Origin of the sequence: Pelagerythrobacter marensis (genome assembly GCF_036700095.1) — a bacterium.
GTDB lineage: Bacteria > Pseudomonadota > Alphaproteobacteria > Sphingomonadales > Sphingomonadaceae > Pelagerythrobacter > Pelagerythrobacter marensis_A.
Genome location: NZ_CP144918.1, coordinates 2,101,511 through 2,127,657, shown reverse-complemented (window position 1 = coordinate 2,127,657; position 26,147 = coordinate 2,101,511). Strand labels below are relative to the sequence as shown.

The 26,147-nt window shown below is 68.2% G+C and carries 23 protein-coding genes and 1 tRNA gene; 13 read left to right on the top strand and 11 right to left on the bottom strand.

From position 1 onward, the window contains the following. Positions 1-6 precede the first annotated feature (6 nt). The 3 genes from V5F89_RS10030 to V5F89_RS10020 all read right to left on the bottom strand — a co-directional run bounded on the left by V5F89_RS10030 (position 7) and on the right by V5F89_RS10020 (position 1,721). Positions 7-258, bottom strand: a complete 252-nt coding sequence (locus V5F89_RS10030) for an accessory factor UbiK family protein (RefSeq protein WP_129523991.1) — start codon at positions 256-258, stop codon at positions 7-9. A 61-nt stretch (positions 259-319) separates the two neighbouring features. Further along, on the bottom strand, positions 320-871 hold the full coding sequence (locus V5F89_RS10025; protein ID WP_338445509.1) for a TspO/MBR family protein: 552 nt from the start codon (positions 869-871) through the stop codon (positions 320-322). A gap of 112 nt (positions 872-983) precedes the next feature. Next, positions 984-1,721, bottom strand: a complete 738-nt coding sequence (locus V5F89_RS10020; protein ID WP_338445508.1) for a TlyA family RNA methyltransferase — start codon at positions 1,719-1,721, stop codon at positions 984-986. 54 nt (positions 1,722-1,775) lie between these two features. Between V5F89_RS10020 and V5F89_RS10015 the strand changes: the two genes are divergently transcribed. Then, on the top strand, positions 1,776-2,309 hold the full coding sequence (locus tag V5F89_RS10015; RefSeq protein ID WP_338445507.1) for a hypothetical protein: 534 nt from the start codon (positions 1,776-1,778) through the stop codon (positions 2,307-2,309). Between the two features lie 488 nt (positions 2,310-2,797). After that, a complete protein-coding gene (locus V5F89_RS10010) occupies positions 2,798-3,895 on the top strand; it encodes a branched-chain amino acid aminotransferase (RefSeq protein WP_338445506.1) in 1,098 nt (365 codons plus the stop codon). A gap of 15 nt (positions 3,896-3,910) precedes the next feature. Here V5F89_RS10010 and V5F89_RS10005 read toward each other — a convergent pair whose 3' ends face one another. Genes V5F89_RS10005 through V5F89_RS09990 form a run of 4 tightly spaced genes read right to left on the bottom strand, consistent with a single transcriptional unit; the run spans position 3,911 to position 7,574 of the window. Beyond that, on the bottom strand, positions 3,911-4,798 hold the full coding sequence (locus tag V5F89_RS10005; RefSeq protein WP_338445505.1) for a DMT family transporter: 888 nt from the start codon (positions 4,796-4,798) through the stop codon (positions 3,911-3,913). A 3-nt stretch (positions 4,799-4,801) separates the two neighbouring features. Beyond that, positions 4,802-6,871 (bottom strand): NAD(+) synthase, encoded by a 2,070-nt coding sequence (locus V5F89_RS10000; protein WP_338445504.1) that lies wholly within the window; start codon positions 6,869-6,871, stop codon positions 4,802-4,804. After that, positions 6,868-7,383, bottom strand: coding sequence for a CinA family protein (locus V5F89_RS09995; protein WP_338445503.1), 516 nt, complete (start codon positions 7,381-7,383; stop codon positions 6,868-6,870). The genes V5F89_RS10000 and V5F89_RS09995 overlap by 4 nt, the downstream gene beginning before the upstream one ends. Next, entirely contained in the window at positions 7,380-7,574 is a 195-nt protein-coding gene (locus V5F89_RS09990) for a hypothetical protein (RefSeq protein WP_338445502.1), read from the bottom strand. Before V5F89_RS09990 ends, V5F89_RS09995 begins: the two co-directional genes overlap by 4 nt. Before the next feature lie 96 nt (positions 7,575-7,670). Between V5F89_RS09990 and yghU the strand changes: the two genes are divergently transcribed. Then, entirely contained in the window at positions 7,671-8,516 is an 846-nt protein-coding gene (yghU, locus tag V5F89_RS09985; protein WP_338445501.1) for a glutathione-dependent disulfide-bond oxidoreductase, read from the top strand. A gap of 67 nt (positions 8,517-8,583) precedes the next feature. Continuing rightward, positions 8,584-8,658: transfer RNA gene (locus V5F89_RS09980), tRNA-Gln, on the top strand. Between the two features lie 446 nt (positions 8,659-9,104). On the opposite strand, the gene V5F89_RS09975 is transcribed toward V5F89_RS09980, so the two are convergent. Next, positions 9,105-10,793 (bottom strand): bifunctional protein-serine/threonine kinase/phosphatase, encoded by a 1,689-nt coding sequence (locus V5F89_RS09975; protein WP_338445500.1) that lies wholly within the window; start codon positions 10,791-10,793, stop codon positions 9,105-9,107. Positions 10,794-10,891: 98 nt separating this feature from the next. Here V5F89_RS09975 and V5F89_RS09970 point away from each other — a divergent pair, with 98 nt between their 5' ends. From V5F89_RS09970 to V5F89_RS09930, 9 genes are all read left to right on the top strand, one after another. Continuing rightward, positions 10,892-12,145 carry a nitrate/nitrite transporter gene (locus tag V5F89_RS09970; protein WP_338445499.1) on the top strand — a complete coding sequence of 418 codons (1,254 nt, stop codon included), beginning with the start codon at positions 10,892-10,894 and terminating at the stop codon, positions 12,143-12,145. Between the two features lie 292 nt (positions 12,146-12,437). After that, positions 12,438-14,924, top strand: coding sequence for a nitrite reductase large subunit NirB (gene nirB, locus V5F89_RS09965; RefSeq protein WP_338445498.1), 2,487 nt, complete (start codon positions 12,438-12,440; stop codon positions 14,922-14,924). Continuing rightward, positions 14,924-15,295, top strand: coding sequence for a nitrite reductase small subunit NirD (gene nirD, locus V5F89_RS09960; RefSeq protein WP_338447556.1), 372 nt, complete (start codon positions 14,924-14,926; stop codon positions 15,293-15,295). The genes nirB and nirD overlap by 1 nt, the downstream gene beginning before the upstream one ends. A gap of 6 nt (positions 15,296-15,301) precedes the next feature. After that, the gene (locus V5F89_RS09955) at positions 15,302-17,866 is read left to right on the top strand and encodes a nitrate reductase (protein WP_338445497.1); all 2,565 of its coding nucleotides are present in this window, start codon (positions 15,302-15,304) and stop codon (positions 17,864-17,866) included. Beyond that, entirely contained in the window at positions 17,863-18,654 is a 792-nt protein-coding gene (gene cobA, locus V5F89_RS09950; protein WP_338445496.1) for a uroporphyrinogen-III C-methyltransferase, read from the top strand. The genes V5F89_RS09955 and cobA overlap by 4 nt, the downstream gene beginning before the upstream one ends. Beyond that, positions 18,651-19,931, top strand: a complete 1,281-nt coding sequence (locus tag V5F89_RS09945) for a molybdopterin molybdotransferase MoeA (RefSeq protein WP_338445495.1) — start codon at positions 18,651-18,653, stop codon at positions 19,929-19,931. The genes cobA and V5F89_RS09945 overlap by 4 nt, the downstream gene beginning before the upstream one ends. A 6-nt stretch (positions 19,932-19,937) precedes the next feature. Then, entirely contained in the window at positions 19,938-20,483 is a 546-nt protein-coding gene (gene mobA, locus V5F89_RS09940) for a molybdenum cofactor guanylyltransferase (protein ID WP_338445494.1), read from the top strand. A 218-nt stretch (positions 20,484-20,701) separates the two neighbouring features. Then, the gene (locus V5F89_RS09935) at positions 20,702-21,958 is read left to right on the top strand and encodes a dicarboxylate/amino acid:cation symporter (protein ID WP_338445493.1); all 1,257 of its coding nucleotides are present in this window, start codon (positions 20,702-20,704) and stop codon (positions 21,956-21,958) included. Between the two features lie 232 nt (positions 21,959-22,190). Continuing rightward, complete coding sequence (locus V5F89_RS09930) at positions 22,191-22,571, top strand: MerC domain-containing protein (RefSeq protein WP_338445492.1); 381 nt, start codon at positions 22,191-22,193, stop codon at positions 22,569-22,571. Between the two features lie 29 nt (positions 22,572-22,600). On the opposite strand, the gene V5F89_RS09925 is transcribed toward V5F89_RS09930, so the two are convergent. From V5F89_RS09925 to egtB, 3 genes are read right to left on the bottom strand one after another with little or no spacing between them, the layout of a single operon-like run. Continuing rightward, positions 22,601-23,311 carry a retropepsin-like aspartic protease family protein gene (locus tag V5F89_RS09925; protein ID WP_338445491.1) on the bottom strand — a complete coding sequence of 237 codons (711 nt, stop codon included), beginning with the start codon at positions 23,309-23,311 and terminating at the stop codon, positions 22,601-22,603. Positions 23,312-23,329: 18 nt separating this feature from the next. Next, a complete protein-coding gene (egtD, locus tag V5F89_RS09920; protein ID WP_338445490.1) occupies positions 23,330-24,316 on the bottom strand; it encodes an L-histidine N(alpha)-methyltransferase in 987 nt (328 codons plus the stop codon). Continuing rightward, entirely contained in the window at positions 24,316-25,590 is a 1,275-nt protein-coding gene (gene egtB, locus V5F89_RS09915; RefSeq protein WP_425334347.1) for an ergothioneine biosynthesis protein EgtB, read from the bottom strand. Before egtB ends, egtD begins: the two co-directional genes overlap by 1 nt. Between the last annotated feature and the right edge of the window lie 557 nt (positions 25,591-26,147).

Genomic DNA, 26,147 nt, shown 5'->3' with positions numbered 1-26,147 from the left:
CTTACGTTACCCGCCGCCGATGCGCGCTTCGAGCGCGGCGATACGGTCGGCGAGCGCTTCGTTCTCCTCGCGCGCACGGGCGGCCATCGCCTTCACCGCGTCGAATTCCTCGCGGCTGACGAAATCCATCCCGCCCATCGCTTCCTTGACCCGCTCGCGCGCGCTCTCGCGCGCTTCGCGCGTCATGCCCGCGAAAGTACCTGCCGCGCCGTTCAGCAGCTTGACGAAGTCGGCGATCATCGGGTTCTGGCTCTGCATTCGATCCAAATGGGCCTGTGAGGATTTATTGTCCAGTCCCAAGGGGCAGCAGGGCTTGCGGTCAGATCGCGATCCGCTCGACCGCGCCGCTGCCCCCGCGCGCGCCGTCGGCCGACGGGTTCATCCGCAGGAACTCGTAATTGAGCGCGGTCGCGAACAGGATCCAGGCGAGATAGGGGAGCAGCAGCACGCCGGCGAGCCGGCGCACGCGCCAGAACAGGGCGATCGTCACGATAACGAGCAGGTCGAGCGCGAGGAGAATGCCGAGCGCCGCGCTGATCTGATGCGCGCCGAAGAACGTCGGGGTCCAGGCCAAATTGAGCAGGAACTGCACCACGAAAATGGCGATCGCCGCATTGCGTCCGCGGGCGCCCCAGGCGCTGCACACCAGGGCCAGCGCCAGACCCATCAGCACGAACAGCGCGGTCCAGACAATGCCGAACCACATCGGCTCGGGATAGATCGCGGGCTTGGCCAGTGCCCGGAACCATTCGCTGTCGGCGGTCCAGATGCGTCCGGGCAGGATACCCAGCAGCAGGCAGGCCGGCACGGCGAAAAGCGCCCAGCGGATGAAGCTGGCGCGCAACTGCCCGCGCGAGGCAAGAGAAGTCATCTGTTTCCCCCGAAACCGTGGCCTGTCGAATCGGCCCGGCGGATAGTGGCCGTCGCCCCCGCCGCGCGCAAGCGGCCCCGCGCGATCTGTGCCGCGGCGGGATGGCCGCGTTTCAGCCGCGCAGAGCCGAAATCAGGAACTCGACATTGCCCTCCGGCCCCGTGATCGGGCTTTCGACGATGCCGTCGACCGTCCAGCCGGTGCCGGTCAGCCAGTCGCGCACCTCGTCGCAGACGCGCGTGTGAAGCGCCGGATCGCGCACTACCCCGCCCTTGCCCACTTCCTCGCGCCCGACCTCGAACTGCGGCTTGATCAGGGCCACGAGCCGGCATCGCGGCGCGGCCAGTTCCATCGGCCTTTCCAATACCTTGGCCAGCGAAATGAAGGAGGCGTCGCAAACGATCCAGTCGCACTCGCGATCGATCTGGGCGGGCGTGAGGATGCGGGCGCTGGTCTGTTCCAGCACGGTGACGCGCGGGTCCCGCCGCAGCTTCCACGCGAGCTGGTTGGTCCCGCTGTCGATCGCAAAGACGTGCGCCGCGCCCTTGCTCAGCAGCACGTCGGTAAAGCCGCCGGTCGAACTGCCCACGTCCATCGCCACCGCCCCGCAAGGATCGAGCGCGAAATGGTCGAGCGCATGGGCCAGCTTGATGCCCCCGCGCGACACCCAGGGATGGTCGCGTCCGCGCACCTCCAGGGGGGCATCGTCGCGCAATTGCTGGCCCGGCTTGGCCATCTTCGTCTCGCCGGAGAAAACCAGCCCCGCCATTATCAATGCCTGCGCGCGCGTGCGGCTTTCGGCGAGGCCGCGGGCGACGAGGAGCTGGTCGAGGCGTTGTCTGGCAGGCATGGACCCGAAAGCGGTTAGCGATCATTATCGGATCGAGAAACCTTGGAGATTCGCTTGACTTATACCCGCGTCCTTGCCGCAGCCGCCTGTATCGCGCTGGCGAGCTGTGTGCAGCCCGCGCCCGAGCCCACCCCCGCGCCGCCCCCGCCACCGGCGCCGCAGCCGGCACCGCCGCCGGTCGCACAGCCGAGCCACGAGAACTGGATGGATGCCCCCGCCACCCCGGGCGACTGGCATTTCCGAACCGTCGATGGCGGATCGCAGGCGGTCTATGGCCCGGCAAGCAGCGAAGCGGCCTTCGCGCTCACCTGCAACCGGGCGCAGCGCGCGGTCACACTGACGCGGGCCGGAACGGCGAACGGCGAAACCACGATGCATATCCGCACCGAAACGCGCGAGCAGACTCTCTCCGCGAGCAGGGCTGGGCGCGAGTTGCCGACGATTGCCGCGACTTTGCCGGCGAACGATCCGCTGCTGGCGGCCATGGCCTTTTCGAAAGGGCGCTTCGCGGTCGAGACCCCCGGCCTCCCCGCGCTCTACATCCCCAGCTGGCCCGAGGTGACGCGGGTGATCGAGGATTGCGTTTGAACGGCGCGGATAGCCGGGACGGCGGACGGCCGGGACAAAAAAGCCCGCCGAACCTCGCGAGCCACAGCGACCAATTCTGACGTGGGATAAGTTTTTTTCAAGGCTTGTTTTCGCCCATCCGCTGACTCAAATTGAGCCTCGAGGCCAGCGGCGAACGCGGCACTCACTCCGCAGTGAGATGCGGGGTTGGCTTTCATAGCGCGAAAGGAGGTGATCCGATGTCTCATGGTTCAGCAGAGAGGTCGGTACGTTTCCGCGCGAGGCACTATCGCTGAGCAGACAGCGATAGAGGTTTCGTGAGCGGCGCTATCGGGCCGCTGACCATGCGAAGGGCAGTTCCCCGACGGGCGGAGCTGCCCTTCTCATTTTGCGCTCCTGCCCGGCGGGTTTCCCGCCACCCTGCCTGTCGGCGTTTTCGGCACGGATGAAGCGGCGCCGGCCCGGCAGAGGGACTTGCCCTGCGCGCCGCACCCCATTACCCGGCCCGCATGGATTTCGAGCATATTCCCCACGCCGCACCCGTCCCGTCCGCCACGCGCGACGAGGCGCTTGCCAATCCCGGTTTCGGCACGCTGTTCACCGACCACATGGTCGTGATCGATTACGATGCCGATCGCGTTGGTTCCGACGGGGACGGCTGGCATTCGGCGAGGGTGTGTCCGCGCGAACCGATCGCGCTCGACCCGGCGGCGGCGGTGCTGCACTACGCGCAGGAAATCTTCGAAGGGATGAAGGCCTATCGCCAGGACGACGGCGGCATTGCTCTGTTCCGGCCCGAGGCGAACGCGCGCCGCTTCAATGCCAGCGCCGACCGCATGGCGATGCCGCGACTGCCCGAAGAGCTGTTCATCGAATCGATCCGCCGCCTGATCGCGGTGGACAAGGACTGGTTCCCCACGGTCGAGGGCGGATCGCTCTATTTGCGCCCCTTCATGTTCGCAAGCGAGGCGTTTCTCGGCGTGCGGCCGGCGCGGCAATACAAGTATCTCGTCATCGCCAGCCCGGCGGGCAACTATTTCAAGTCCGGCGCGCCGGCGGTGAAGATCTGGGTCAGCAGCGACTATGTCCGCGCGGCCCCGGGCGGGACCGGCGCGGCCAAGACCGGCGGCAATTACGCCGCCAGCCTGGTCCCGCAGGCCGAGGCGATCGAGAAGGGGTGCGACCAGGTCGTCTTCCTCGATGCGGTGGAGAACAAGTGGATCGAGGAACTGGGCGGCATGAACCTGTTCTTCGTGTTCGACGACGGCTCCGTCGTCACCCCGCCGCTGACCGGCACGATCCTGCCCGGCATCACCCGCGACAGCCTGATCCGCCTCTTGCGCGAGGAGGGGCTGAACGTGCGCGAGGAACCCTATTCGATCGACCAGTGGCGCGAAGACGCGAACAGCGGCCGCCTGGTCGAGACGATGGCCTGCGGCACCGCCGCGGTCGTGACGCCCGTCGGCACGGTTGCCGGGCGGGACGGCGAATTCACCATCGGCAGCGGCGGGCCGGGCCAGCTGACCAGCAAGCTGCGCGACAAGCTGGTCGGCATCCAGCGGGGGCGGGTCGCCGATACCTACGACTGGATGACGCGCCTTTCGTAAACCGCGACGGCGCCGTTACAGACGGCTGCGAACCAGGAACCGCTTGGTAAAGGTATCGCTCGGGCGGATCAGGATGATCGCCACCCCGGCGATCGCGATCGCGCCGCCCAGCAGCAGGCGATAGCCGACCGGATCGCCCGTCAGCCAGGCGCCAAGGGCAATGGTGAACAGCGGCGTCAGCAGCGTCATCGGCACGACCGCATTGGTGTCGTTTTCCTGGAGAATGCGGAAATAGGCCGTGTGGGCGCCGACCGAGACCACCAGCCCGGCAAAGATGACGCAGCCTGCGAGCAGCAGCGGCTCGCGCGCGAAAGCGGCAAGCTGATCGCTCTCGATCGCCAGCGACAACGGCAGGAGAACCACGCTGGAGGCGACTGCCGCCCAGGCCTGAAGGCGGATCGAGGAAATCTCGATCCGCTTGACGAAGACCGAGCCCAGCGCCCCGACCGCGGCCGATGCGAAGACCAGCATCAGCCCCGGCCCCGCCTCCAGCGCGCTGTCCGACATGACCGAGATCGACACCCCGCCGAAGGCGAGCGCGATGCCGAGCCCGCGCCGCCAGCGCACCCGCTCGCCCAGGAAGAGGATCGCGAACAGCACCGTCATCGGCGCCCCCGAAAGGCTGACCACGCCGGCCGAAGAGGGGCTGGCGGTTTCCAGCCCCATGAACAGCAGCGCGAACGATCCGCCGCTGATCGCCAGCCCGACCAGCATGATCCGGCCCAGCCCGGACGGCAGCGGGCGCAGCAGCGGCAGGAGAACGATCATCACCAGCGCCGAGCGCGCGAAAGCATAGGCGAGCGGCGGCGCACCGAGCTGGTCCACCGCGATCTTGCTCACCACGACGTTCAACGCCCAGACGACATTGCACAGCACGAGTATGGCGACCGCGCGGACCGGCATCGGTCAGGCAGGCGGCGGCAGGGCGCGCCGCAGTTCCTCCACCCATGGGCCGGCGGTCGCATCGCTCGGCGCGCGCCAGTCGCCCCGCGGGCTGAGCGCGCCGCCCGGGCTGACCTTCGGCCCGTTGGGCAGCGCGCTGCGCTTGAACTGGCTGAAGGCAAAGAACCGCTGCAGGAACCGCTCCAGCCAATGGGCGATGGTCGCCAGGTCGTATTCGTTCTTCGCGGCTTCGGGAAATTCCGCGGGCCACAGGCCCTGCCCGGCGTCGCGCCAGGCATGCCAGGCCAGGAACGCGACGTGGCTGGGCGCATGGCCCCAGCGGATCGTATGGTGGAGGAAGAAGTCGTTCAACTCGTAAGGGCCGATCGCGCTCTCGGTGCTCTGGATCTCGCCATCCTCGCCCACCGGCACCAGCTCGGGGCTGATTTCGGTGGCGACGATCGCTTCCAGCACGGCATCGGTTTCCGGGTCGAACTGATCGGTCCGAATGGCCCAGCGGATCAGATACTGGATCAGGGTCTTGGGCACCCCCGCATTGACCGCATAGTGGCTCATCTGGTCGCCGACGCCGTAAGTGCACCAGCCGAGCGCCAGTTCCGACAGATCGCCGGTGCCGAGCACGAAACCCGAATGCTGGCTGGCAAGGCGGAACAGGTAATCGGTGCGCAGGCCGGCCTGAACGTTCTCGAACGTGGTGTCGTAAACCGGCTCGCCATCGGCGAACGGATGGCCGATATCTTCCAGCATTCGCTGGGCGGCCGGCTTGATATCGATTTCCTCGGCCGCGATGCCCATTGCCTTCATCAGCTTCCAGGCGTTCGATTTCGTGCCCTCGGAGGTGCCGAAACCCGGCATCGTGTAGCCGCGGATGGTCGTGCGCGGCAGGCCCAGCCGGTCGCAGACTTTGGCCGCGACCAGGAGCGTGTGGGTCGAATCGAGCCCACCCGAAATCCCGATCACCATGTGCTTCCCGCCGGTCGCGCGGAAGCGCCGGAGCAGGGCATCGACCTGGATATTGAATGCTTCGTAGCAATCCTCGTCCAGCTTGTGCGCGCGGTTGGGAACGAAGGGGAAGCGGCGGATCGGCCGCAGCAGGCGGTCGTCCGGCCCGGGCGCGGCCGATGGTTCGAACCGCACGCGGCGGAACGTATCCTCGGGCCGGCCCGCCGCTTCCGCCGCGTCGCCGAAAGTCTGCATCCGCATCCGGTCGCCCAGGATGCGGCGGGTATCGACGTCGGCCAGGCACAGCTCGGGTTCGAGATCGAAGCGCGTGCTTTCGACCAGCAGGTCGCCGAGTTCGTAAACCATCCCCTGCCCGTCCCACGCAAGGTCGGTCGTGCTCTCGCCGTGGCCCGCGGCGGAATAGGCATAGGCGCAGACCGCGCGGCTCGACTGGGCGCGGCAGAGCAGGTGCCGTTCGTCCGACTTGCCGATGGTAATGTTGGAGGCGGAAAGATTGAGCACGATCGTCGCCCCGGCCAGCGCCGCCCGGGTCGAGGGCGGATCGGGCGCCCAGACGTCCTCGCAGATTTCCATCGCGAAGCAGAAACCGGGCAACGCCGGCGCTTCGAACAGCAGATCGGTGCCGAACGGCACGCTCTCACCGTTCACCTCGATCGCCAGCCCGATGCATCCGCGACCGTGCGCGAACCAGCGCTTCTCGTAGAATTCGCGGTAGTTTGGCAGGAAGCTCTTGGGCACGACGCCCAGCAAGCGCCCGCCGGCGATCGCCAGCGCGCAATTGTATACCCGCCCGTTGCGCCGCAGCGGGGCGCCGACCACCGCCACCGGCGAAAGCTCCTTGCTCGCGGCGACCAGGTCGGCCACGCCGCGCTCGACCGCATCGAGCAGCGCCGATTGCAGGTGGAGGTCGTCGATCGCATAGGACGACAGCGAAAGCTCGGGGAACAGCACCAGGTCGGCGCCGGCCCTGTGCGCCTTGCGCAATTCGGCAAGAATGCCCTCCACGTTCCCGGCCACGTCGGCGGTGCGAACGTGCGGGGTGGCGGTGGCGACGCGCACGAAGCCGTGCGTGCGTCGATCGAAGAAGGGGTGGTCGGTTTTCTCGGTCATGCGCGGAGCGCGTTGTCCATCATGTCCAGCGCAACTGCAAGCGCCGCGATGCGCACCCCGTCGCGCCCGATCGCGCCGAAATGCTCCTCGCGGTGGGCGACCGGGCCGTCGAACCGGCCGCAGGCGAAGTGGACCAGCCCTTCCTCGTCGCTTTCCCCGCCCGGCCCGGCAAAGCCGGTGATGGCAACGCCGACACCGTTGCCCGACCGGTCCAGCGCTCCGCGTGCCATTGCCACCGCGACTTCGCGGCTGACCGCGCCGCAGCGCTCTATCTGCGCGCGATCGACCGCCAGCAGATCGCACTTCGCATCGTCGGAATAGACGACGAACCCGCGTTCGAAGATATGGCTGCGCCCCGGCACGTCGGTCAGGAGCGCGGCGAGCAATCCGCCGGTGCAGCTTTCCGCAGTGATCAGCGGCATTTCGCGATCGCACGCCAGGGCCAGCACCGCGCGTGCCTGTTGCGAAAGATCCGGCGGCAGGATCGGGTCGAGCGTTTCGGTCGTGCTCACGCCGCCAGCGGCTCCCGCGCGCCGGGCGCGCCTTCGAACAGCGCGATCGGCCCGCGTTCCTCGCGCGTCAGCGTCCGCGCCGCGAGATCGCTTTCCCCCGGTTTGCGCACGAGCGGAAGCGAAGCGCCGCGCCCCGCGCGCTTGCGCGAAATGCCCGGCAGGTCATCGGCGACATAGATCAGCTTCGTCATGCGAAGGCGAAACTCCGCGATTGCTCGGGCGGTTCCGCTTGTCGGCAAAAGAACCGCTACCCATTTCGCCTGCATCCATCAGACAGGAGACCCGCCTTGGCCGATCCGACCTACACCCCGCCCGAAGTCTGGACCAACACCGAAAGCGGCGGCAAGTTCGCCGGGATCAACCGCCCCACGGCCGGTGCGCGCGAACAGCGCGATCTGCCGGTCGGCGATCATCCTTTCCAGCTCTATTCCTCCGCCACGCCCAACGGGGTGAAGGCGGGGATCATGTTCGAGGAGCTGCTCGAGGCCGGTCACGCGGCCGAATACGATGCCTGGTACATCGGCATTTCCGACGGCGACCAGTTCGCCAGCGGCTTCGTCGACATCAATCCCAATTCGAAGATTCCCGCCCTGCTCGACCGCAGCGGGCCCGAGCCGGTGCGCGTGTTCGAAAGCGGCGCGATCCTGGTGCACCTGGCGGAAAAGTTCGGCGCTTTCCTGCCGACCGACCGGACCCGTGCCGAAGTGCTGAGCTGGCTGTTCTGGCAGGTCGGCAGCGCCCCCTTCATCGGCGGCGGCTTCGGCCATTTCTACGCCTATGCGCCGGAGAAGTACGAATATCCGATCAACCGCTATGCGATGGAGACCAAGCGGCTGTTCGACGTCGCCGACCGGCGCCTGGCGCAGAGCGAATACCTCGGCGGGGCCGACTATACCGTGGCCGACATCGCCACGTTTCCCTGGTTCGCCCCCTTCGTGCAGGGCGGCATCTATGGCGAGGCGCGCAAGTTCCTCTCGATCCATGAATACGAGCATGTCGAACGCTGGGTGAACCAGATCGCCCAGCGTCCGGCGGTGCGCCGCGGGCGAATCGTCAACAAGACCTGGGGCGAGGAGGACGAGCAGCTTCGCGAGCGCCATTCCGCCGGCGATTTCGCGGGCAAGAACGTCTGACGCTGCGCACCGGCAGCCAGCGCCCCTTCACATCGGCGCGGGCTTCGCTATAGGAGCCCGCGCCTGCTGGGGTGTAGCCAAGTGGTAAGGCAGCGGTTTTTGGTACCGCCATGCGCAGGTTCGAATCCTGCCACCCCAGCCAGCCATTCTTGCCGCCGACCGTTGCAAGGCCGGTGGCCGTCCCGGCGACGGTATGCCCTTCGGTACGCTGGAATCGTTTTCAGCAAGGCCGAAGCGGCGCGGATTGCCGATCCGCCGTCCGCCATACAAGCCATTTAAAACCTGACCGTTTTGTAACGGGCGCCCCGCCCATTTTCGGCCTGTCGGGGCCCCCTGGCCGCCCTGCCTTACGAAACGCGGCACCGGCATAATGCTGCAATTGCGAAAAGAGGCTTGGCAAATGTCGTCCCGCATGCCTACCATGCGCGCGATTGCCGGCTTTCCATCCACTGGCGGATGGTCACGCGGCCGGCCGGTCATATTGCAGACAGCGCGTGGCAACGTCGCCGCCCGTATCCGGTTTCCAGACCGGGTCCGAGGCGGCTTTTTTGTGTGCGCTGCAAACAGGCGGAGGAACGTCCGGTGCATTCAGCGCAGTATCAGGACAAGGACCAGTGCGATCGCAAGGGCGGCGCTGACGACCTGCCAGAACCGCACCGGATCGCGCTCTGCAAGGGGGACGTGCCGCGGGATTGCGCGCGGAACGGCCCCCCCGCCTTCGAGACGGCGCAAAAGCCCCACCGCGTCGTCGAAACGCGCCTCCCGCTGGGGTGCGATGGCCGTCAGGATCGCATCGTCGAGCCAGCTGGGGATCTCCGGGCGGTGGCGCGAAGGCGGCGCCGGCGTGGCGAATCGCGGGCGCTGGAACGCCTCCTGTTCGCCGAAGGGCCAGGCCCCCGAAAAAAGCCGGTAGAGCGTGACGCCGAGCGCGAAGATATCGGTTTGGGCATCGCCGCCGTGCCCGTCGAACTGTTCGGGCGCCATGTAGCCCGGCGTGCCGGGTATCTCGTCTCCACGGAAGTCCTCGACACGCGGCAACCGCGCCACGCCGAGGTCGATCAGCTTCAAGCCGTCTGCGGTCAGGATGCAGTTTTCCGGCTTGATATCGCGATGGACGATTTCGAGCCGGTGCAACGCCGCCACCGCGCGGGTCAGCTCGATCGCATGGTCGAGCGCCTTGGCCAGCGGAAGGTTGCCTTGCGCCAGGCGCGCTTCCAGCGTCTCCCCCTCGAGCAGGGGCTGGACACCGTAGAGCGCGGTCTGGCGTCCCGGACGCACCGGGTGCGAAGGGGCGAGGAACGGGCTGTCCACTCGCCTGGCGATCAGCATCTCGCGGGCGAAGGCCATGCGGATGGCGTGGTCGGCCAGTGCGCCCTGGCGCGGAAACTTCAGCGCCACCGGTTCTCCCGTTTCCGTGTCCCATCCGGCCAGGAGAACGGCGTAACGCCCCTCGCTGATCACCCGATCGATACGAAACCCGTCGATCGTCGTGCCCGGGCGGGGAGCAGCAACGGCCGGCAAACCTTCGATCCCGGCAAGCACGAAATCGTAATCGGGCGGCGGAAGACGAACGACATCGATCACGACTGCCGTGGCATTGTCGCGCCCGCCGGCGTGCAGCGCCTCGCGGACCAGCGCCGCGGCCGCGGTTTCGGCCGAACCGTTCGCCGTGAGGACCGCGGCCATGCGGCGTTCGCCCAGCGGGCCATGAACCCCGTCGGTGGTCAGAACCAGACGGTCGTGTTCCGCCAGTTCGATGGCAAGATGGTCGAGGCGCAGTTCCGGTTCGAGGCCTATCGCCCGGATCAGGACATGGCGCAGGTCCGGCTCCGGCCGAACGTGGTCTGTCGTCAGCTGCACCAAGCGTTCGCCAGCAAAACGCCAAGCGCGACTGTCTCCGACGTGAACGATATCCGCCCGGCGGCCGCGCAGCGCCAAGGCCGTGAACGTCGTCGCTGCCCCGCGCATGGTTTCTCCGCGGCTCTGGGAATGCAGCCACCGGTTGTAAGCGGCCATCGGCCTTTCCATCGCCCGCGCCGCGCCGAGCGTTTCGGGCATGGCGTAAAATCCTTCGATCAGAGCGCTGACCGCGAGTTCCGCGGCCTCCCCCCCGCCCCGCCCCTCGCTCACCCCGTCGGCCACGGCGGCCACGGCACCGTGGCGCGCGCGCTCCAGCGGCGTGCCGAGATAGACCGCGCCGAAATCCTCGTTTTGCTCGCGCCGGCCGGCCTCGCTGGCAAAGCCCGCCGCGAACACCAGTTCGTTCCGATTCCGCATTGCCCGGTTTCCCCCGCCTCTCACGTGCACGTGCGCGCTGCGCCCGCCCGCGCGAGCTTCTCCCGCGGGGGCCCCACGTCAAGCATCGAAAGGACAGCATGATGGCAAGTTTCGCTTCCTCCGACGGCCCTTCCTCGCGAACGGGCAAAGCCGGTTTCTGGCAATCGGGTCATTGGCCCACGCTGGTTGCGGCCTTCCTCTATTTCGATCTCGCCTTCATGGTCTGGGTCATACTCGGCCCGCTGGCCCCGCTCGTCGCGGCGGACCTGGGCCTCAACGCGGCGCAGAAAGGGTTCATGGTCGCCGTCCCCACTCTGGCCGGGGCGCTTCTGCGCATTCCGATGGGTTTTCTCGGCGACCGCATCGGGCCCAAGAAGACCGGCGCAATCGGGCAGGTGATCGTCATCGCCGGCCTGCTGGCGGCTTGGCTGCTGGGGGTCGGATCGTTCTCGGGAACGATCGCGCTCGGGCTGGTGCTCGGCTTCGCCGGTGCCAGCTTCGCGGTTGCACTGCCCCTCGCCAGCCGCTGGTACCCGCCAGAACACCAGGGCAAGGCCATGGGGGTTGCCGGCATGGGCAATTCGGGCACGGTCATCGCCTCGCTCTTCGCCCCCGCGCTGGCCGTCGCCGTCGGCTGGACAGGCGTGCTCGGACTGGCGTGCATCCCGCTGGCCATCGTTCTCGCGTTCTATCTCGCGATGGCCAAGGATTCCCCCGAACAGCCTGCCCCGATGCGCCTTTCGGCCTATCTCCAGCCGCTGGGCGACCGCGACGCATGGTGGTTCATGCTGTTTTACGGGGTCACGTTCGGCGGCTTCGTGGGACTTGCAGCCTCGCTTTCGATCTATTTCGTCGATCAGTTCGGTCTGACTGCGGTGCAGGCCGGATACTGCGCCGCAGGCTGTGTCTTTGCCGGCTCGCTCGTGCGGCCGCTGGGTGGCGCTCTGGCAGACCGGTTTGGCGGAATCCGCACGCTGACCGCAGTCTATGCCATCGCCGCCGGCGCGCTCGTCGCGATCAGCACCGGGCCGGCATCGCTGGCACTCGCTCTCGGTCTCTTCGTGGTCGCGATGTTGTCGTTCGGGACCGGCAACGGGGCGGTGTTCCAGCTCGTTCCGCAGCGCTTCCGCAAGGAAATCGGGGTCATGACCGGGCTGGTCGGCTGCGGCGGCGGGATCGGCGGCTTCTTCCTCGCCAGCTCGCTCGGCCTGGCCAAGCAATATGCCGGCAGTCCGCAACTGGGCTTTCTTGTCTTTGCCGCGATCGCCCTCATCGCCCTGCTCGGGCTGACGGCCGTGAAAAGCCGCTGGCGCACAACATGGGGCGCGGCGGTGCAGGGCGTGCGCATCTGATTGCGAACGGCCCCCGCCCCCTTGCAACACGATCGGCCGGAGCCGGCAGCAAACCGGCCGCGCGGTTGCAACAGGCCCATGCTGCAGCGCAAAAAGGTCTTGCCGGGCTCCCCCGGGATCGGTTATCTAGCCGGCACGACGACAAGCGTACCCGTCCAACGCCGGACGATTCCGGTCGCTTTCGAACGAAGAATCGCAAAAACGTGGCAACGACGCCGCCAGTCTCGCCTTTGGGCAGGACCTGGCGGCTTTTTTGCGTGCGCAATCGGGGCTCGACCCCGCGGAGGCAGAGATGAACGCACAGACCCGGCTGAAGGACATGATCCCGGCGCGCGAAAAGCTCGTGGTAATCGGCAATGGCATGGCCGGCTGCCGCGCGGTGGAGGAAATCCTCGAGCGCGACCGCGATCGTTACGAGATCACGATCTTCGGCGCCGAACCGCGGGTGAATTACAACCGTATCATGCTCTCGCCCGTGCTCGCCGGCGAGAAGACGTTCGACGAGATCGTGCTCAATACCGCCGAATGGTATGAAGAAAACGGCATCGCGCTGGTTTCCGGCGACCCGATCGATCACATCGATCGCGCGCGCAAGACGGTGGTCAGCCGCTCCGGTCGCGTCACGCCTTACGACAAGCTGTTGATTGCGACCGGCTCCGACCCGTTCATCATCCCGGTGCCGGGCCGCGACCTGCCGGGCGTGGTGACGTTCCGCGATCTCGACGATGTCGACAGAATGCTCGCCGCTGCGGAACGCGGCGGTAACGCGGTCGTGATCGGCGGCGGGCTGCTGGGGCTGGAGGCGGCGCACGGCCTTTCGCTGCGCGGCATGAAAGTCACTGTCGTCCACCTCATGCCGACGCTGATGGAGCGGCAGCTCGACGAAGCGGCCGGCTGGCTGCTGAAGCAGGAGCTGGAGCGGCGCGGGCAGACGATCCTGACCGGCGCGGATACCGAGGAAATCGTCGAGAAAGACGGCCACGTCGGCGCCGTGCGTTTGAAGGACGGGCGCGAGATCCCCGCCGACATCGTGGTCATGGCGGTCGGCATCCGCCCGGCGACGATACTGGCCAGGACCGCCGGGATCGAATGCGAGCGCGGCATCGTGGTCGACGACCACATGGTCACTTCCGACCCGGACGTTCTGGCGGTCGGCGAATGCGTTCAGCATCGCGGAACCTGTTACGGCCTCGTCGCCCCGCTGTGGGAGATGTGCCGCGCTCTGGCCGATCACCTGACCGGCGCGTCCACCGGTTATGCCGGCTCGGTCACGTCCACCAAGCTCAAGGTTTCCGGCATCGACGTGTTTTCCGCCGGCGATTTCTCGGGTGGGGAAGATTGCGAGGACATCGTGATGCGCGATGGCGCGCGCGGGGTCTACAAACGCGTGGTTCTGAAAGACAACAAGCTGATCGGCGCTGTGCTGTACGGCGATACGGCGGACGGCAGCTGGTATTTCGACCTGCTGAGGAAGGAGGAGGATGTCTCGGACATCCGCGAAGGGCTGATCTTCGGCCAGGCCTTTGCCAGCGGAGGCGCCCTTGCCGACCCTAATGCCGCCGTTGCCGCCCTTTCGGACGACGCAGAAATCTGCGGCTGCAACGGCGTTTCCAAAGGCCAGGTCGTCCGGTGCATCGATGCCGGCGCGCACAGCCTCGATGCCGTGCGCTCGCAATGCAAGGCGAGCGCGAGCTGCGGTTCGTGCACCGATCTCGTCGCAAGCCTCCTGTCGCTGACACTGGGCGGCGAAGTCGAAAGCGGGCCGGCCAGCATGTGCAAATGCACCAGCTTCACGCACGACGACGTGCGCCGCCTGATCCTGGAGAAGGAACTGAAAGCGATCCCGCAGGTCATGCAGGAACTGCACTGGACCACGCCCGACGGCTGCGCCGCGTGCCGCCCGGCGCTGAACTATTACCTGCTGTGCGCCTGGCCGGGCGAGTACGAGGACGACCAGAAAAGCCGGTTCGTCAACGAGCGCCTGCACGCCAATATCCAGAAGGACGGAACCTACTCGGTTGTCCCGCGGATGTGGGGCGGCGTTACGAATCCGAAGGAACTGCGCGCGATCGCCGACGTGGTCGAGAAATACGATGCCCGCATGGTCAAGGTCACCGGCGGCCAGCGGCTCGACATTTTCGGCATTCGCAAGGAAGACCTGCCCGCCGTCTGGGCCGACCTGAACGCCGCGGGCATGGTCTCCGGCCACGCCTATGGCAAATCGCTGCGCACGGTGAAGACCTGCGTCGGCAGCGAATGGTGCCGCTTCGGCACGCAGGATTCGACCGGCCTTGGCATCAGGATCGAACAGATGACCTGGGGCAGCTGGATGCCGCACAAGTTCAAGATCGCGGTCAGCGGCTGTCCGCGCAACTGCGCCGAGGCGACGATCAAGGACTTCGGCGTGGTCTGCGTCGACAGCGGCTACGAACTGCACGTCGGCGGCAACGGCGGCATGAAAGTCCGCGCCACCGACTTGCTGTGCAAGGTCGAAACCGAGGAAGCGGCGCTGGAGCACTGCGCCGCCTTCATCCAGCTTTACCGCGAGGATGCGCATTACCTCGAACGGACCGCCCCCTGGCTCGAGCGCAAGGGGCTCGACTGGATCAAGGCGCAGCTGTTCGACGATCCCGACGCGGTGCGGCGGCTGGCGGCACGGTTCCGCCATTCGCAGCGCTTTATGCAGGACGACCCATGGGCGAAGCGCGCAGCCGGCGAGCGGCGCGACCTGCACGGCCACCTCGCCACCGTCGTCCCCGCCGGAAAGGAGTACGCATGATGGAAGCGAAATGGCTCGACCTGGGCCCGACGACGCAGATCGAGGCGGGCATGGCGGCCACGTTGCCGGTGATCGGCGGCGAGGAAATCGCGGTTTTTCATACGATGCGCGGCGAGTTCTACGCGCTCGTCAACAAGTGCCCGCACCGGCAGGGGCCGCTCAGCCAGGGCATCGTCCACGGCGACAGCGTCACCTGCCCGCTGCACAACTGGCGCATCTCGCTGAAAAGCGGCCAGGTCCTGGGTGACGACGAAGGCTGCGTCCCGACCATCCCGCTCAAGATCGATTGCGGACGGATCTATCTTCTGCGCGAAGCCGTGGTGGCGCCGCGACCGGCGGACGGTCCGGCAGCCGAACCGCAGGCGGCCTGAATCCCGATGGACCCGGTTCGCACGACTTGTGCCTACTGCGGGGTCGGCTGCGGCATTCGCGCAGAAGTCACTGGCCCGCGTTCGGTCGCCATCGCGGGCGACGACGACCACCCGGCCAATGGCGGCCGGCTCTGTTCCAAGGGCACCCATCTGGGCGAGACTGTCGGCCTCGAAGGGCGCCTGCTGCACCCCATGATCGGCGACGCGCGCGTCTCGTGGAACGAGGCGCTCGATCGGGTCGCTGCGCATATGCGCGACTGCATCGAACGGCACGGGCCGGACAGCGTGGCGTTCTACGTTTCCGGCCAGTTGCTGACCGAAGATTACTATGTCGCCAACAAGCTGATGAAGGGCTTCGTCGGCAGCGCGAACATCGATACCAATTCGCGCCTGTGCATGGCCAGCGCTGTCGCCGCGCACAATCGCGCGTGGGGCGAAGACGTGGTTCCCTGCTCCTATGACGATATCGCCGAGGCCGATCTGATCCTGCTGGTCGGATCGAACACGGCCTGGTGCCACCCCGTCGTGTGGCAGCGGATGGAGGCGGCGCGCGAACGGCGCGGCACGAAACTGGTGGTGATCGATCCGCGACGGACGGAAACCGCCGAACAGGCGGACCTCCACGTCCCGCTCGCGCCCGACGGCGACACGGCGCTGTTCACCGCGCTGCTCGCCGAGATGCGCCGCCGCGGTGCGCTCGACGAGGCTTTCCTGCGCAGCCGCTGTTCGGTGCCGTCCGGCTTCTGGGACGATCTCAACCGCGATCCCGGCATCGATCGCACGCTTTTCATGCAGCTCGCCGACCTGTTCGCCGCCAGCCCGCGCGCGATCACGATGTTCAGCCAGGGCGCCAACCAGTCGGTCGGCGGCACCGACAAGGGCAATGCGATCATCAATCTCCACCTCGCGACCGGCCGCATCAACCGGCCCGGCGCAGGGCCTTTCTCGATCACCGGTCAGCCCAACGCCATGGGAGGGCGCGAAGTCGGCGGGCTTGCCAGCACGCTTGCCTGCCATCTCGGCTTCTCGGCTGCCGAGCGCGCCTCGGTCGCCCGCTTCTGGGGCACCGACCGGCTCTGCCGCGAACCGGGCCTGAAAGCGGTGGACCTGTTTCGCGCGGTCCATTCGGGCGAAGTCAGGTTCCTCTGGATAATGGCGACCAACCCCGCGGTTTCGATGCCCGATGCCGGGTTCGTGCGCGAGGCGCTGGCGCGCTGCCCCCACGTCGTCGTGTCGGACGTGATCGCGCAGACCGACACCGCGCGCCTGGCCCATGTCCGCCTGCCGGCGCTGGCCTGGGGGGAGAAGGACGGCACGGTCACCAATTCGGAACGCCGGGTCAGCCGCCAGCGCCGCCTCTTTCCACCCCCCGGCGAAGCCCGGGCCGACTGGCGCATCGTCGCCGATGTCGCCGCGCGCATGGGCTGGCGGGATGCCTTCGCATGGGCCTCGCCCGCCGAAGTGTTCCGCGAATATGCCGCAATGACCCGGCTCGCGCGCCAGCACGGGAAACGTCTGGATCTGGCCGACTGGGCCGGATGCAGCGATCGCCGCTATAACGAAATGCAGCCGTTTCAATGGGGTGGGCGGCACCCCCTCGCCCACCGCTTTCCCACCGCCGACGGCAAGGCGCGGATCGTCGCCGTGAGCCCGCCTGCCGCCCGGGCGCCCGATCCCGGGTTCCCGCTCCGCCTCAACACCGGCCGCTATCGCGACCAGTGGCACACGATGACCCGCACCGGTCTCAGCCCCCGGCTTTCGCACCATCGACGCGAGCCGATACTGGAAATGCACCCCGTCGACGCCCGCCGCTACGGTCTGGTCGAAGGGGGCCTGGGGCGAATCGAGACGCCATTCGGCGCAGAGCTGTTCCGCATCGCGACCAGCGAGAGCCAGCGACCGGGCGAAATCTTCGTCCCCATGCACTGGACCGATATGCTGGCCGGAGGCGGGCGGACCGGGAAACTGGTCCAGCCGGCCACAGATCCGCTGTCCGGGCAGCCGGGGTTCAAGAACACGCCCGCTCGCGTTGCGCCAGTGGTGCCGGACTGGCGCGCATTTCTCGCCTCGCGCGAGCCCGTGACACCGCAGGCGCCCTATTGGGTCCGCTCGCGGGTCGCACACGGATGGCTGACCGAACTCGCAGGATTCGGCGCGGTCGACTGCGATGCCCTGTTGCCCCCCGGTCCCCGGATAGAAGCGGCCGACCGCGAACGCGGTATGCGAAGAATTGCCGTGCCCGACGACGCGGGGGCGCTGGCCGCCGCGCTGTTCGTGACTCGCCGCGGCACCCTGCCCTCGCGCGACTGGATCGCCGATCGGCTCGGCACGCCTGGCACGGGGGCCGAGTGGCTTGCCGGGCGTCCCGCCGTCCCCGCGCCCGACAACGGGCCGCTGGTCTGCCTGTGCCATGATGTCGGCGAACGGCAGATTGCCGCCGCGATCGCTGCCGGCGCCCGCGACACCGGCGCCGTCGGCGCCGCGACCAGGGCCGGGACGAACTGCGGCAGTTGTCGCCCCGTAATTGCCCGGATGCTGGAATCCCGCCCCACGATGGAGCCTGCCATATGACCGACTTCAAGCCGCACACCGTATGGCTGGTCGGGGCCGGCCCCGGCGATCCCGACCTTCTGACGCGCAAGGCGGAACGGGTGCTCGCCCTGGCCGACGTTGTCTTTCACGATGCGCTGGTCGGCCCCGGCGTCCTGGAACTGGTCGGCCCGGGTGCCCGGCTGGTTCCGGTGGGCAAGCGCGCCGGCCGCCATTCGCGGAGCCAGGCGGCGATCGACCGGATGATCGTGGCCGCCGCGCTGGCCGGACAACGAGTCGTGCGCCTGAAAGGCGGCGATCCGGCAATTTTCGCCCGAACGGCCGAGGAACTCGCGGCGTGCCGGGCGGCGGGCATTCCGGTGCGCATCTGTCCGGGGATTACCGCAGCCTCGGCCGCCGCGGCGAGCCTCGCCGTCCCGCTGACGCTGCGGGGAGAGGCCCGGGCGCTGACATTCATGACCGCACATGCCTGCGCCGGGGAAGGGGCGGACATCGACTGGAAAGCCCTGGCCGATCCCCAAGCCACGCTGGCGATCTACATGGGCAAGGCAATGGCGGGGCATATCGCGCACCAGCTGATCGCGGCGGGACTCGACCCGGCAACCCCGGTCGCCCTGGTGGAAAACGCCAGCCTGCCCGGCGAGCGCCGATTCCATAGCCGGCTCGACCTGCTGCCGATCGCCGCCCGGTCGGTGCTGGGCCATGGCCCCGCCGTGATCCTGATCGGACCGGCTCTGGAAGCAGCCAGGGTGCCGCAGTCCGGCCCCGACCTGGCGAGCGAGCGCCCGCTCGCCGCAGGCGCCCCGTGACCGCCGCCGCACCGACCATCGCCGCACCGCTCGCCGCAGACGCGCGGCCCCGGCCCGGCTGCGCCTCGCCCGCCCTGTCGTTCGCCGAAGCGCGCGCGCTTATCGACGGCTTCGGGCCAGTCGCGGGAGTGGAGCGGCTCCGCCCGGAAGACGCTGCCGGCCGGGTCCTTGCCGAGCCGGTCCTTGCCATGCGGGACACGCCGGCCCGCGATCTCGCGGCGATGGACGGGTTCGCGATCGCCGCGACCGTGCCCGGCGGGCGGCGGATCTTCCGGATAGAGGGGCGCTCGCTTCCCGGAGAGCCGCCCCCGCCGCCCCTGACCCCGGGCGGTGCCTGCCGGGTCACGACCGGGGCCGCCCTGCCCGCCAACGCCGCACGGGTCGTGATCGACGAGCAGGCAGTGCGCGCCGACCGCGGCGTGGCACTGACTGTCTCGCCCGCCGACAAGCCCCATATCCGGCGCCGCGCGTCCGACTTCGCCGCCGGCGACGCCGTGCTGGCGGCCGGAATGCGGCTGAGCCCCATGGCGCTGGTGACCGCCGTCGCTTCGGGCCAGCGCGAAGTCGTCGTCCGGCGCCGGCCACGCGTTGCAATCCTGGCGACGGGCGACGAGCTGCTGGCCACAGGGGCGGCCCATTCGCATCCCCACGCCATTCCCGACAGCGTAACCCCCGCGGTCGTGGCAATGCTCGCGGCAGCCGGCGCAACGGTGGCTGCAATCGTCCACTTGCCCGATGCGCGGCACGCCATCGAACGCGCGCTGGCCGCTCGCCTTGGCCCACGCGGGGAGGCGGAACAGATCGATGCCGTCGTGATTACCGGCGGCGCCTCGCGCGGGGATCGCGACTTCGCCCGCCAGGCCGCGGCAGGCGCCGGGGCGCGCACGGTCTTCGCCGGGGTGGCCATGAAACCGGGCAAACCGGTCTGGTGTGCGCGACTGAACGAACGGCCGATCGTGGGGCTGCCGGGCAATCCCACCGCGGCGCTGACCGTCGCCCGGCTCTTCCTGCCGCCGCTGATCGGGCGTTTGCAGGGTTGCGCCACTGCCGCGGCCGGGGAGGAGTGGACCGCCCTGCCTCTGGCACGCGCCGTTCCCGCCAATGGCTCGCGCGAAGCCTTCCTCCTCGCCTCGCTCGATGGCGGGCGCGTCGATCTCGCACGGCGGCAGGAGGCATCGGGCCAGCGCGCGATCGCACGCGCCACCCATCTCGTTCGCCGCGCGCCGGGGGCTCCGCAAGCTTCCGCCGGGGCGACGGTCGAAACTCTCAGGATCTGACGGCCGGTGGCGGCGATTCTCGGGGCCATCCTGGCCGGCGGGCGATCGCGCCGTTTCGGCAGCGACAAGGCGGCGGCCACGATCGGCGGGCGCAGCCTGCTGGATCGTGCCGCCGACGCGCTGGCCGGGCAGGTGGACGCAATCGTCGTCTGCGGGCGCGACCATGCCGCTCTGCCCGCATTGCCCGATGTCCCGCACCCGGGCCTCGGCCCGCTGGGCGGCCTGGCCGCCGCCCTGCTGCACGCGCGCGAGGAAAGGTTCGCCAACGTGCTGTGCGTTCCGGTCGATCTCCATCCCCTGCCCGACGATCTGGCCCGGCGGCTCGGCCCGAATGCGCCTGCAATCCTCGACGGTCAGCACGCGGCGGGATTCTGGCCGACCCGCCTGGCCGACGCGCTGGTCGATCACCTCGCATCCGGGGAGCGATCGTTCCGGTCGTGGATTGCCCAAGCCGGGGCGGTCCGCGTCGCTTGCGACACTTTGCCGGTGAACATCAATCGCCCGTGCGACCTGGCCGAAGCACGCCGAAAGGCGCTCGGCCCGCTGTGCTGAAAACCGGTGCGTCGGCTCCGAATCCCTCGCAAGGCCGTTGCAATGTTGCCATTTCGCCTCTGTTCGATGGCCGTATCGCTCTGTTTCCACGCGCTCTTCCACAGGGAAAGCGATTCCCGTTTGTCATCGGAACGCTGGCATTCGATAACGCACGCGCGAGACCGGCGCGCTGGCCGGCCGCGATCCATTGCACAGCGCCCCGGGGAGGACCTTTTTACATGATACGCTCGATCGCCAGCCGATGGTTCGCCATCGTCCTGTGGAAACGCATTCTCGCCGCGCTCGTTCTCGGCGCCATCGCCGGGCTCGTGCTTGGCGAAGCCGCCGAACAGATCCGGTGGATCGGCGACCTGTTCATCCGCATGATCCGTATGCTGATCGTGCCGCTGGTCTTCGTCACGCTGGTTTCGGGCGTGATCGCGATGAAGGATCCGAAACGGCTCGGATCGATCGGCAGCAAGGCGATCGCGCTGTACCTGATGACCACATTCGGCGCGATCGTGATCGGGATCGGGCTGGCGCTGCTGTTCCGCCCCGGCGTCGGGATCGATCTTTCGGGGGCCGAGGCGACCACGCTGGAAGAGGCCGGATCGCTGGCCGACCGCCTGCTGGGCATCGTGCCGGAAAACCCCTTCGCCGCCTTTGCCGAAGGCAACGTGCTGGCAGTGATTTTCTTCGCGATCATGGTCGGCGCCGGGCTGATCATGGCCGCGGAACGCGGGCAGCCGCTGGCCCGGATATTCGAGGCGGGATCGGAAACGATGCTGAAAGTGACCGGCATCGTCATGGAATTCGCCCCCTTCGGCGTCTTCGCGCTGGTCGCCTGGGTCATGGGCACCGTGGGGCCGAGCACGTTCCTCAACGTCTTCCTGCTGGCGGTCGCGGTCTATCTGGGATGCTTCCTGCACATGCTGATCGTGCACGGCGCGATCGTGAAGTTCCTCGCCCGCCTGCCGGTCCTGCCGTTCTATCGCGGGGTGCGCGAACCGCAGCTGGTCGCCTATTCGACCTCGTCCAGCTCGGCCACCCTGCCCGCCAGCCTTTCGGCGGCGGAGCACAACCTGGGCATCCAGCCACCGGTCGCATCCTCCGTGCTGCCGCTGGGCGCGACGATCAATATGGACGGCACCGCGCTCTATGTCGCACTGATCTCGATCTTCGCGGCGCAAGCCTTCGGCGTCCCGCTCGACCTGTTCGATTATCTGCTGATCGGCCTCACCACCACGCTCGTTTCGGTCGGCACCGCCTCGGTCCCTTCGGCCTCGCTGTTCCTGATGGCCGCGGTGCTGAACGTGATCGGGATGAGCGCGGCGCAAACCGCCATCGTGGTCGGCTTCATCCTGCCGTTCGACCGCATTCTCGACATGATGCGCACCGTCGCCAACATCACCGGCGACCTGGCCGTGGCGACCGTGGTCGCCGTGTGGGAGGGCGAGATCGACCGCGACACCTACAACGCGCTACCCACCGAATAGGAGCCGCGGCACGGTTGAAGCCAGGCCCTTCGCCGGCAGGCCCGGCGAAGGGGGCACGTCCTTCGTGCGCGGCGCAGCAGCGCCATCGTCGCCTGCTGCAGATCGCGCGCGATAACCACGGCCCGTCCCTTGCAGCCGCCCCTTGCAGCCGATCAAATGATACATTATATCATCGATCACGCCCCCGATCGGCGGCGCCCCGGCGCGCTGCGTCTTGCAAAGAGAGTAAAGGATGCCCGCGATTTCCCGACACCAGCGCCTGTTCGACGGGTTGGCCATCGGCGCTTCGGCCGTGTGCCTGGTCCATTGCCTGGTCCTCCCCGCGCTGCTGGTCCTGCTGCCGACGCTGGGCGCCTGGCTGGCGTTTCCCGAAAGCTTCCACGTCGGGGCCCTGGCCTTCGCCGTCCCGACCAGCGCCTTCGCCCTTGCCGGCGGCTATCGCCGGCACCGCCGCGCGCGGCCCGTGCTGATCGCGCTGCTCGGCCTCGCGCTGCTGGCGCTGGGGGCGCTTGCCGCGCCGGACGAGGTTGTCGAAACCGTTCTGACAGTGCCCGGCGCCATCGCACTCGCCATCGGCCACGCGCTCAACTGGCGACTGGCGCGCCACGCCTGAGAGTGCGGGCCGGCGCGGTCTGAACCGGGCTAGCTGGCGAATTCGACCGCGGGTTGCGGATGGTTGGGCACCAGGATCAGCGTGTTGTCCTCCACCCGCCACGATTTCAGCCGCGAAAGCAGGTTCATCCCGATCACGCTGGTTTCGCCCAGGTTGGGCGCGATCACCGCGTCGAGCCCGCGCGCCGCGACATTGCCGAAGCGCATTTCCTCGATCGTCGCGATGCGGGCGGAGATCGTCCCGTTGGCGGTGTTGAGCCGCACCGGGATTCCGCCCGGCCGCGGCTCCAGCCCGATCCGCTCGGCCACGGTGGCGGACACGGCGGTCAGCGTGGCGCCGGTATCGACCATGAAGGCGACCGGCTGCCCGTTGACATCGGCGCGGAGCCAGAAATGCCCGTCGGGCGCCAGCGGGATGCGCGTTTCCGCCCCTTCCACGACTTGCTCGGGCAGGCCCACCTGCGGCACCGCCAGCTCGATCCGCGGGTCGAAGCGCGAGAGCTGGAGCACGAGCATCCCCAGAATGCCGATCAGCGCCAGCGTGCTCACCCGGCGAACGAACACGCCCAGCGCCATATTGCGCCGGGCCATGATCGAACCGGCCCAGCCGGCAAGCAAGGCGGCGACCGTCGCCATCAGCAGGCCGGATCGCGGGATGTCGGCAATGACGCCGGCAATGGCATCGAAGAGGGAATTGAGGTCCACGCGCAGGATATAGGGCCTATCGGCGCGCGGTTCCATGCAAACGAAGCCCCGACGTCAGGGCGCGGCGCGGGGAATGGTCGCTTCGGCCAGGATCAGCGAGAAGCGCCCTTCGGAATCCTTCCACCGCCGCACCGGCGTCCACTCCCCGGCCAGCAGCAGGGCATTGGCGCTGCGGCGCGAGAACTTGTGGCTGTTTTCGGTATGGATCGTCTCGCCCCGGGCGAGCGTGAACGTCTCGCCGGCGACGGTGAAAGTCAGCGCGCGCTGCGCCTCCAGGTGCATTTCGACTCGCGCGAAATCGTCGTTCCAGCGCGCGACGTGGCGCAAATCGTCCACCGGGATCGTCCCGCCCAGCTCGCGGTTGATGCGGCGCGCGAGGTTGAGGTTGAACTGCGCGGTCACCCCGGCCGCATCGTCGTAAGCGGCCTCCAGCACGGCGGGGTCCTTGATCAGGTCCATCCCGATCAGCAGCTTCGAATCCGCGCCCAGCGTCGCGCGCATCGTGCGCAGCAGGTTGACCGCGGTGCGCGGGACCATGTTGCCGATGGTCGAGCCGGGGAAGAAGCCGAGCTTGGGGCTGTCGGCCACCGCGTCGGGCAGCGCGACTTCGCGCATGAAGTCCGCCTCCACCGGATAGACCGGCAGGCCGGGGAACTTGTCGGCGAGATCGCGCGCCGCCGCACGCAGGAAATCGCCCGAGATGTCGAGCGGGACATAGGCGGCAGGCGCGATCGCTTCGAGCAGGAGCGGCGTCTTGACCGAGCTGCCGCTGCCGAATTCCACCACCGCGCGGCCCGGCCCGATCTCGGCCGCGAATTCGGCCCCGCGGTCGCGCAGGATCTCGGTCTCCGCGCGGGTGGGATAATATTCCTCCAGCCGGGTGATATCCTCGAACAACTCGGACCCGGCCTCGTCGTAAAGCCAGCGCGCGGGAATCGCCTTCTGCGGCTGGCGCAGCCCGTCGAGCACGTCGCCGCGAAAGGCGCGGTCCACCCCGTCGCTGTCGAGATCGACCAGCGTCAAGCCTGCGTCGGCAGCCATCAGATATCCTTTGCGAGCCGCAGGCCGGTGAACTGCCAGCGCTGGTGCGGGTAGAAGAAGTTGCGATAGCTGGCGCGCGAATGCCCGCGCACCGTGGCACAGCTCGCGCCTTTCAGCACGAACTGGCCGGACATGAACTTGCCGTTGTATTCGCCCACCGCCCCCTCGCACGGCGCGAAACGGGGATAGGGGAGATAGGCCGAACGGGTGAACTGCCAGCAATCGCCGAACAGCGCGTCCGATCCCAGCGGCAGCGGGGGCGCCGCCCAGCGATCGGGATGGTCGAGCTGGTTGCCGCCTGCCGGATCGTGCGCCGGCGCGCTCTCGGCGTGCTGGCCGCGCGCGATCGCTTCCCACTCGAACTCGGTCGGCAGGCGCGCCCCGGCCCAGGTCGCGAAAGCATCGGCCTCGTAATAGGAGATGTGGGTTACCGGCGCATCGGGATCGCGTTCCTGCCAGCCGGCATGGGTGAACGCTTCGCCCTCTCGCCAGTACAGCGGCGCGGAAATGCCGTGCTCGTTCACCCAGGCCCATCCGTCCGACAGCCAGAGGCGCGCGTCGCGATAGCCGCCGTCGGCGACGAAGGCGTCCCACTGCGCGTTGGTCACCAGCCGCTGCGACAGCGCGAACGGCTCCAGCAGCACGCGATGGCGCGGCCCCTCGTTGTCGAACGCGAAGCCGTTGCCATCGTGGCCGATCAGCGCGATTCCGCCGGGGTGGCGGTGCCAGTCGCCGTCATGCGCTGCGGCGCGCTGCGGCGCGGGGGCGGTTTCGTCCCACATCGCGGGGCCGAGCGGGTTCTGGAACAGCGCATGCTTGATGTCGGTCAGCAACAGTTCCTGATGCTGCTGCTCGTGCGCGATGCCCAGCGCGATCAGCGCGGCGCAGGCCGGATCGTCGAGCAGGGGCTCCATCGCCGCGTCGACATGGTCGCGCCATTCGCGAATCTCGGCCACGGTCGGGCGCGACAGCATTCCCCGATCGAACCGCGCGATCCGCGCCCCTTCGGCCTCGTAATAGGAATTGAACAGGAACGGCCAGTCTTCGCGATAGAGGCGATAGTCGGGCAGGTGATCGCGCAGGAGGAAAGTTTCGAAAAACCAGGTCGTGTGCGCCAGATGCCACTTGGCGGGCGAGGCGTCTTCCATCGACTGGATCGTCGCATCGGCTTCCGAAAGCGGCTCCGCAAGCGCTGCGGTAAGCCGGCGCGTGCGGCGGAAATCGTCGGCCAGCCCCGATCCTTCGGGGACACGGACCGTCTCGGGCTGGGGCACGGGACTCTCCTGTCGCTTCCAGTCCGCAACGATGATGGCGCAATTGGGTTGCGAATAAAAGGGGGTGGGTGCTGACCCGAACCACTTCCGCCCCCCCTCCGATCCCCTGCGAAGGCAGGGGTCTCGGGCTATCGGGCGAAGCGCCAGCGGCCCGAGGCCACCCCCTCCGATCCCCCGCGAAGGCGGGGGTCTCATGCTATCGGGCGGAGCGTCAGCGGCCCGAGACCACCCATTCCGATCCCCTGCGCAGGCAGGGGTCCGTGCTATCGGGCGAAGCGCCAGCGGCTCGTGACCACCCCTTCCGATCCCCCGCGCAGGCGGGGGTCTCAGGCTATCGGGCGGAGCGCCAGCGGCTTGAGACCCCTGCCTGCGCAGGGGATCGGCGGCGAAGAAGATGCACCGGTGGTTTTCCATCTTGACATTCATAACCATTTAGGTTATGTGATGCCCGCCCTTGCACCTCACAGGGGCAACAAGGACCGGGAGCGGGCGAGACCGGCTTGCCTCCCTCCTTCGCTGTCCGGCTGCCCACAGTGGCCGGGCGGCGACGCGGCCGG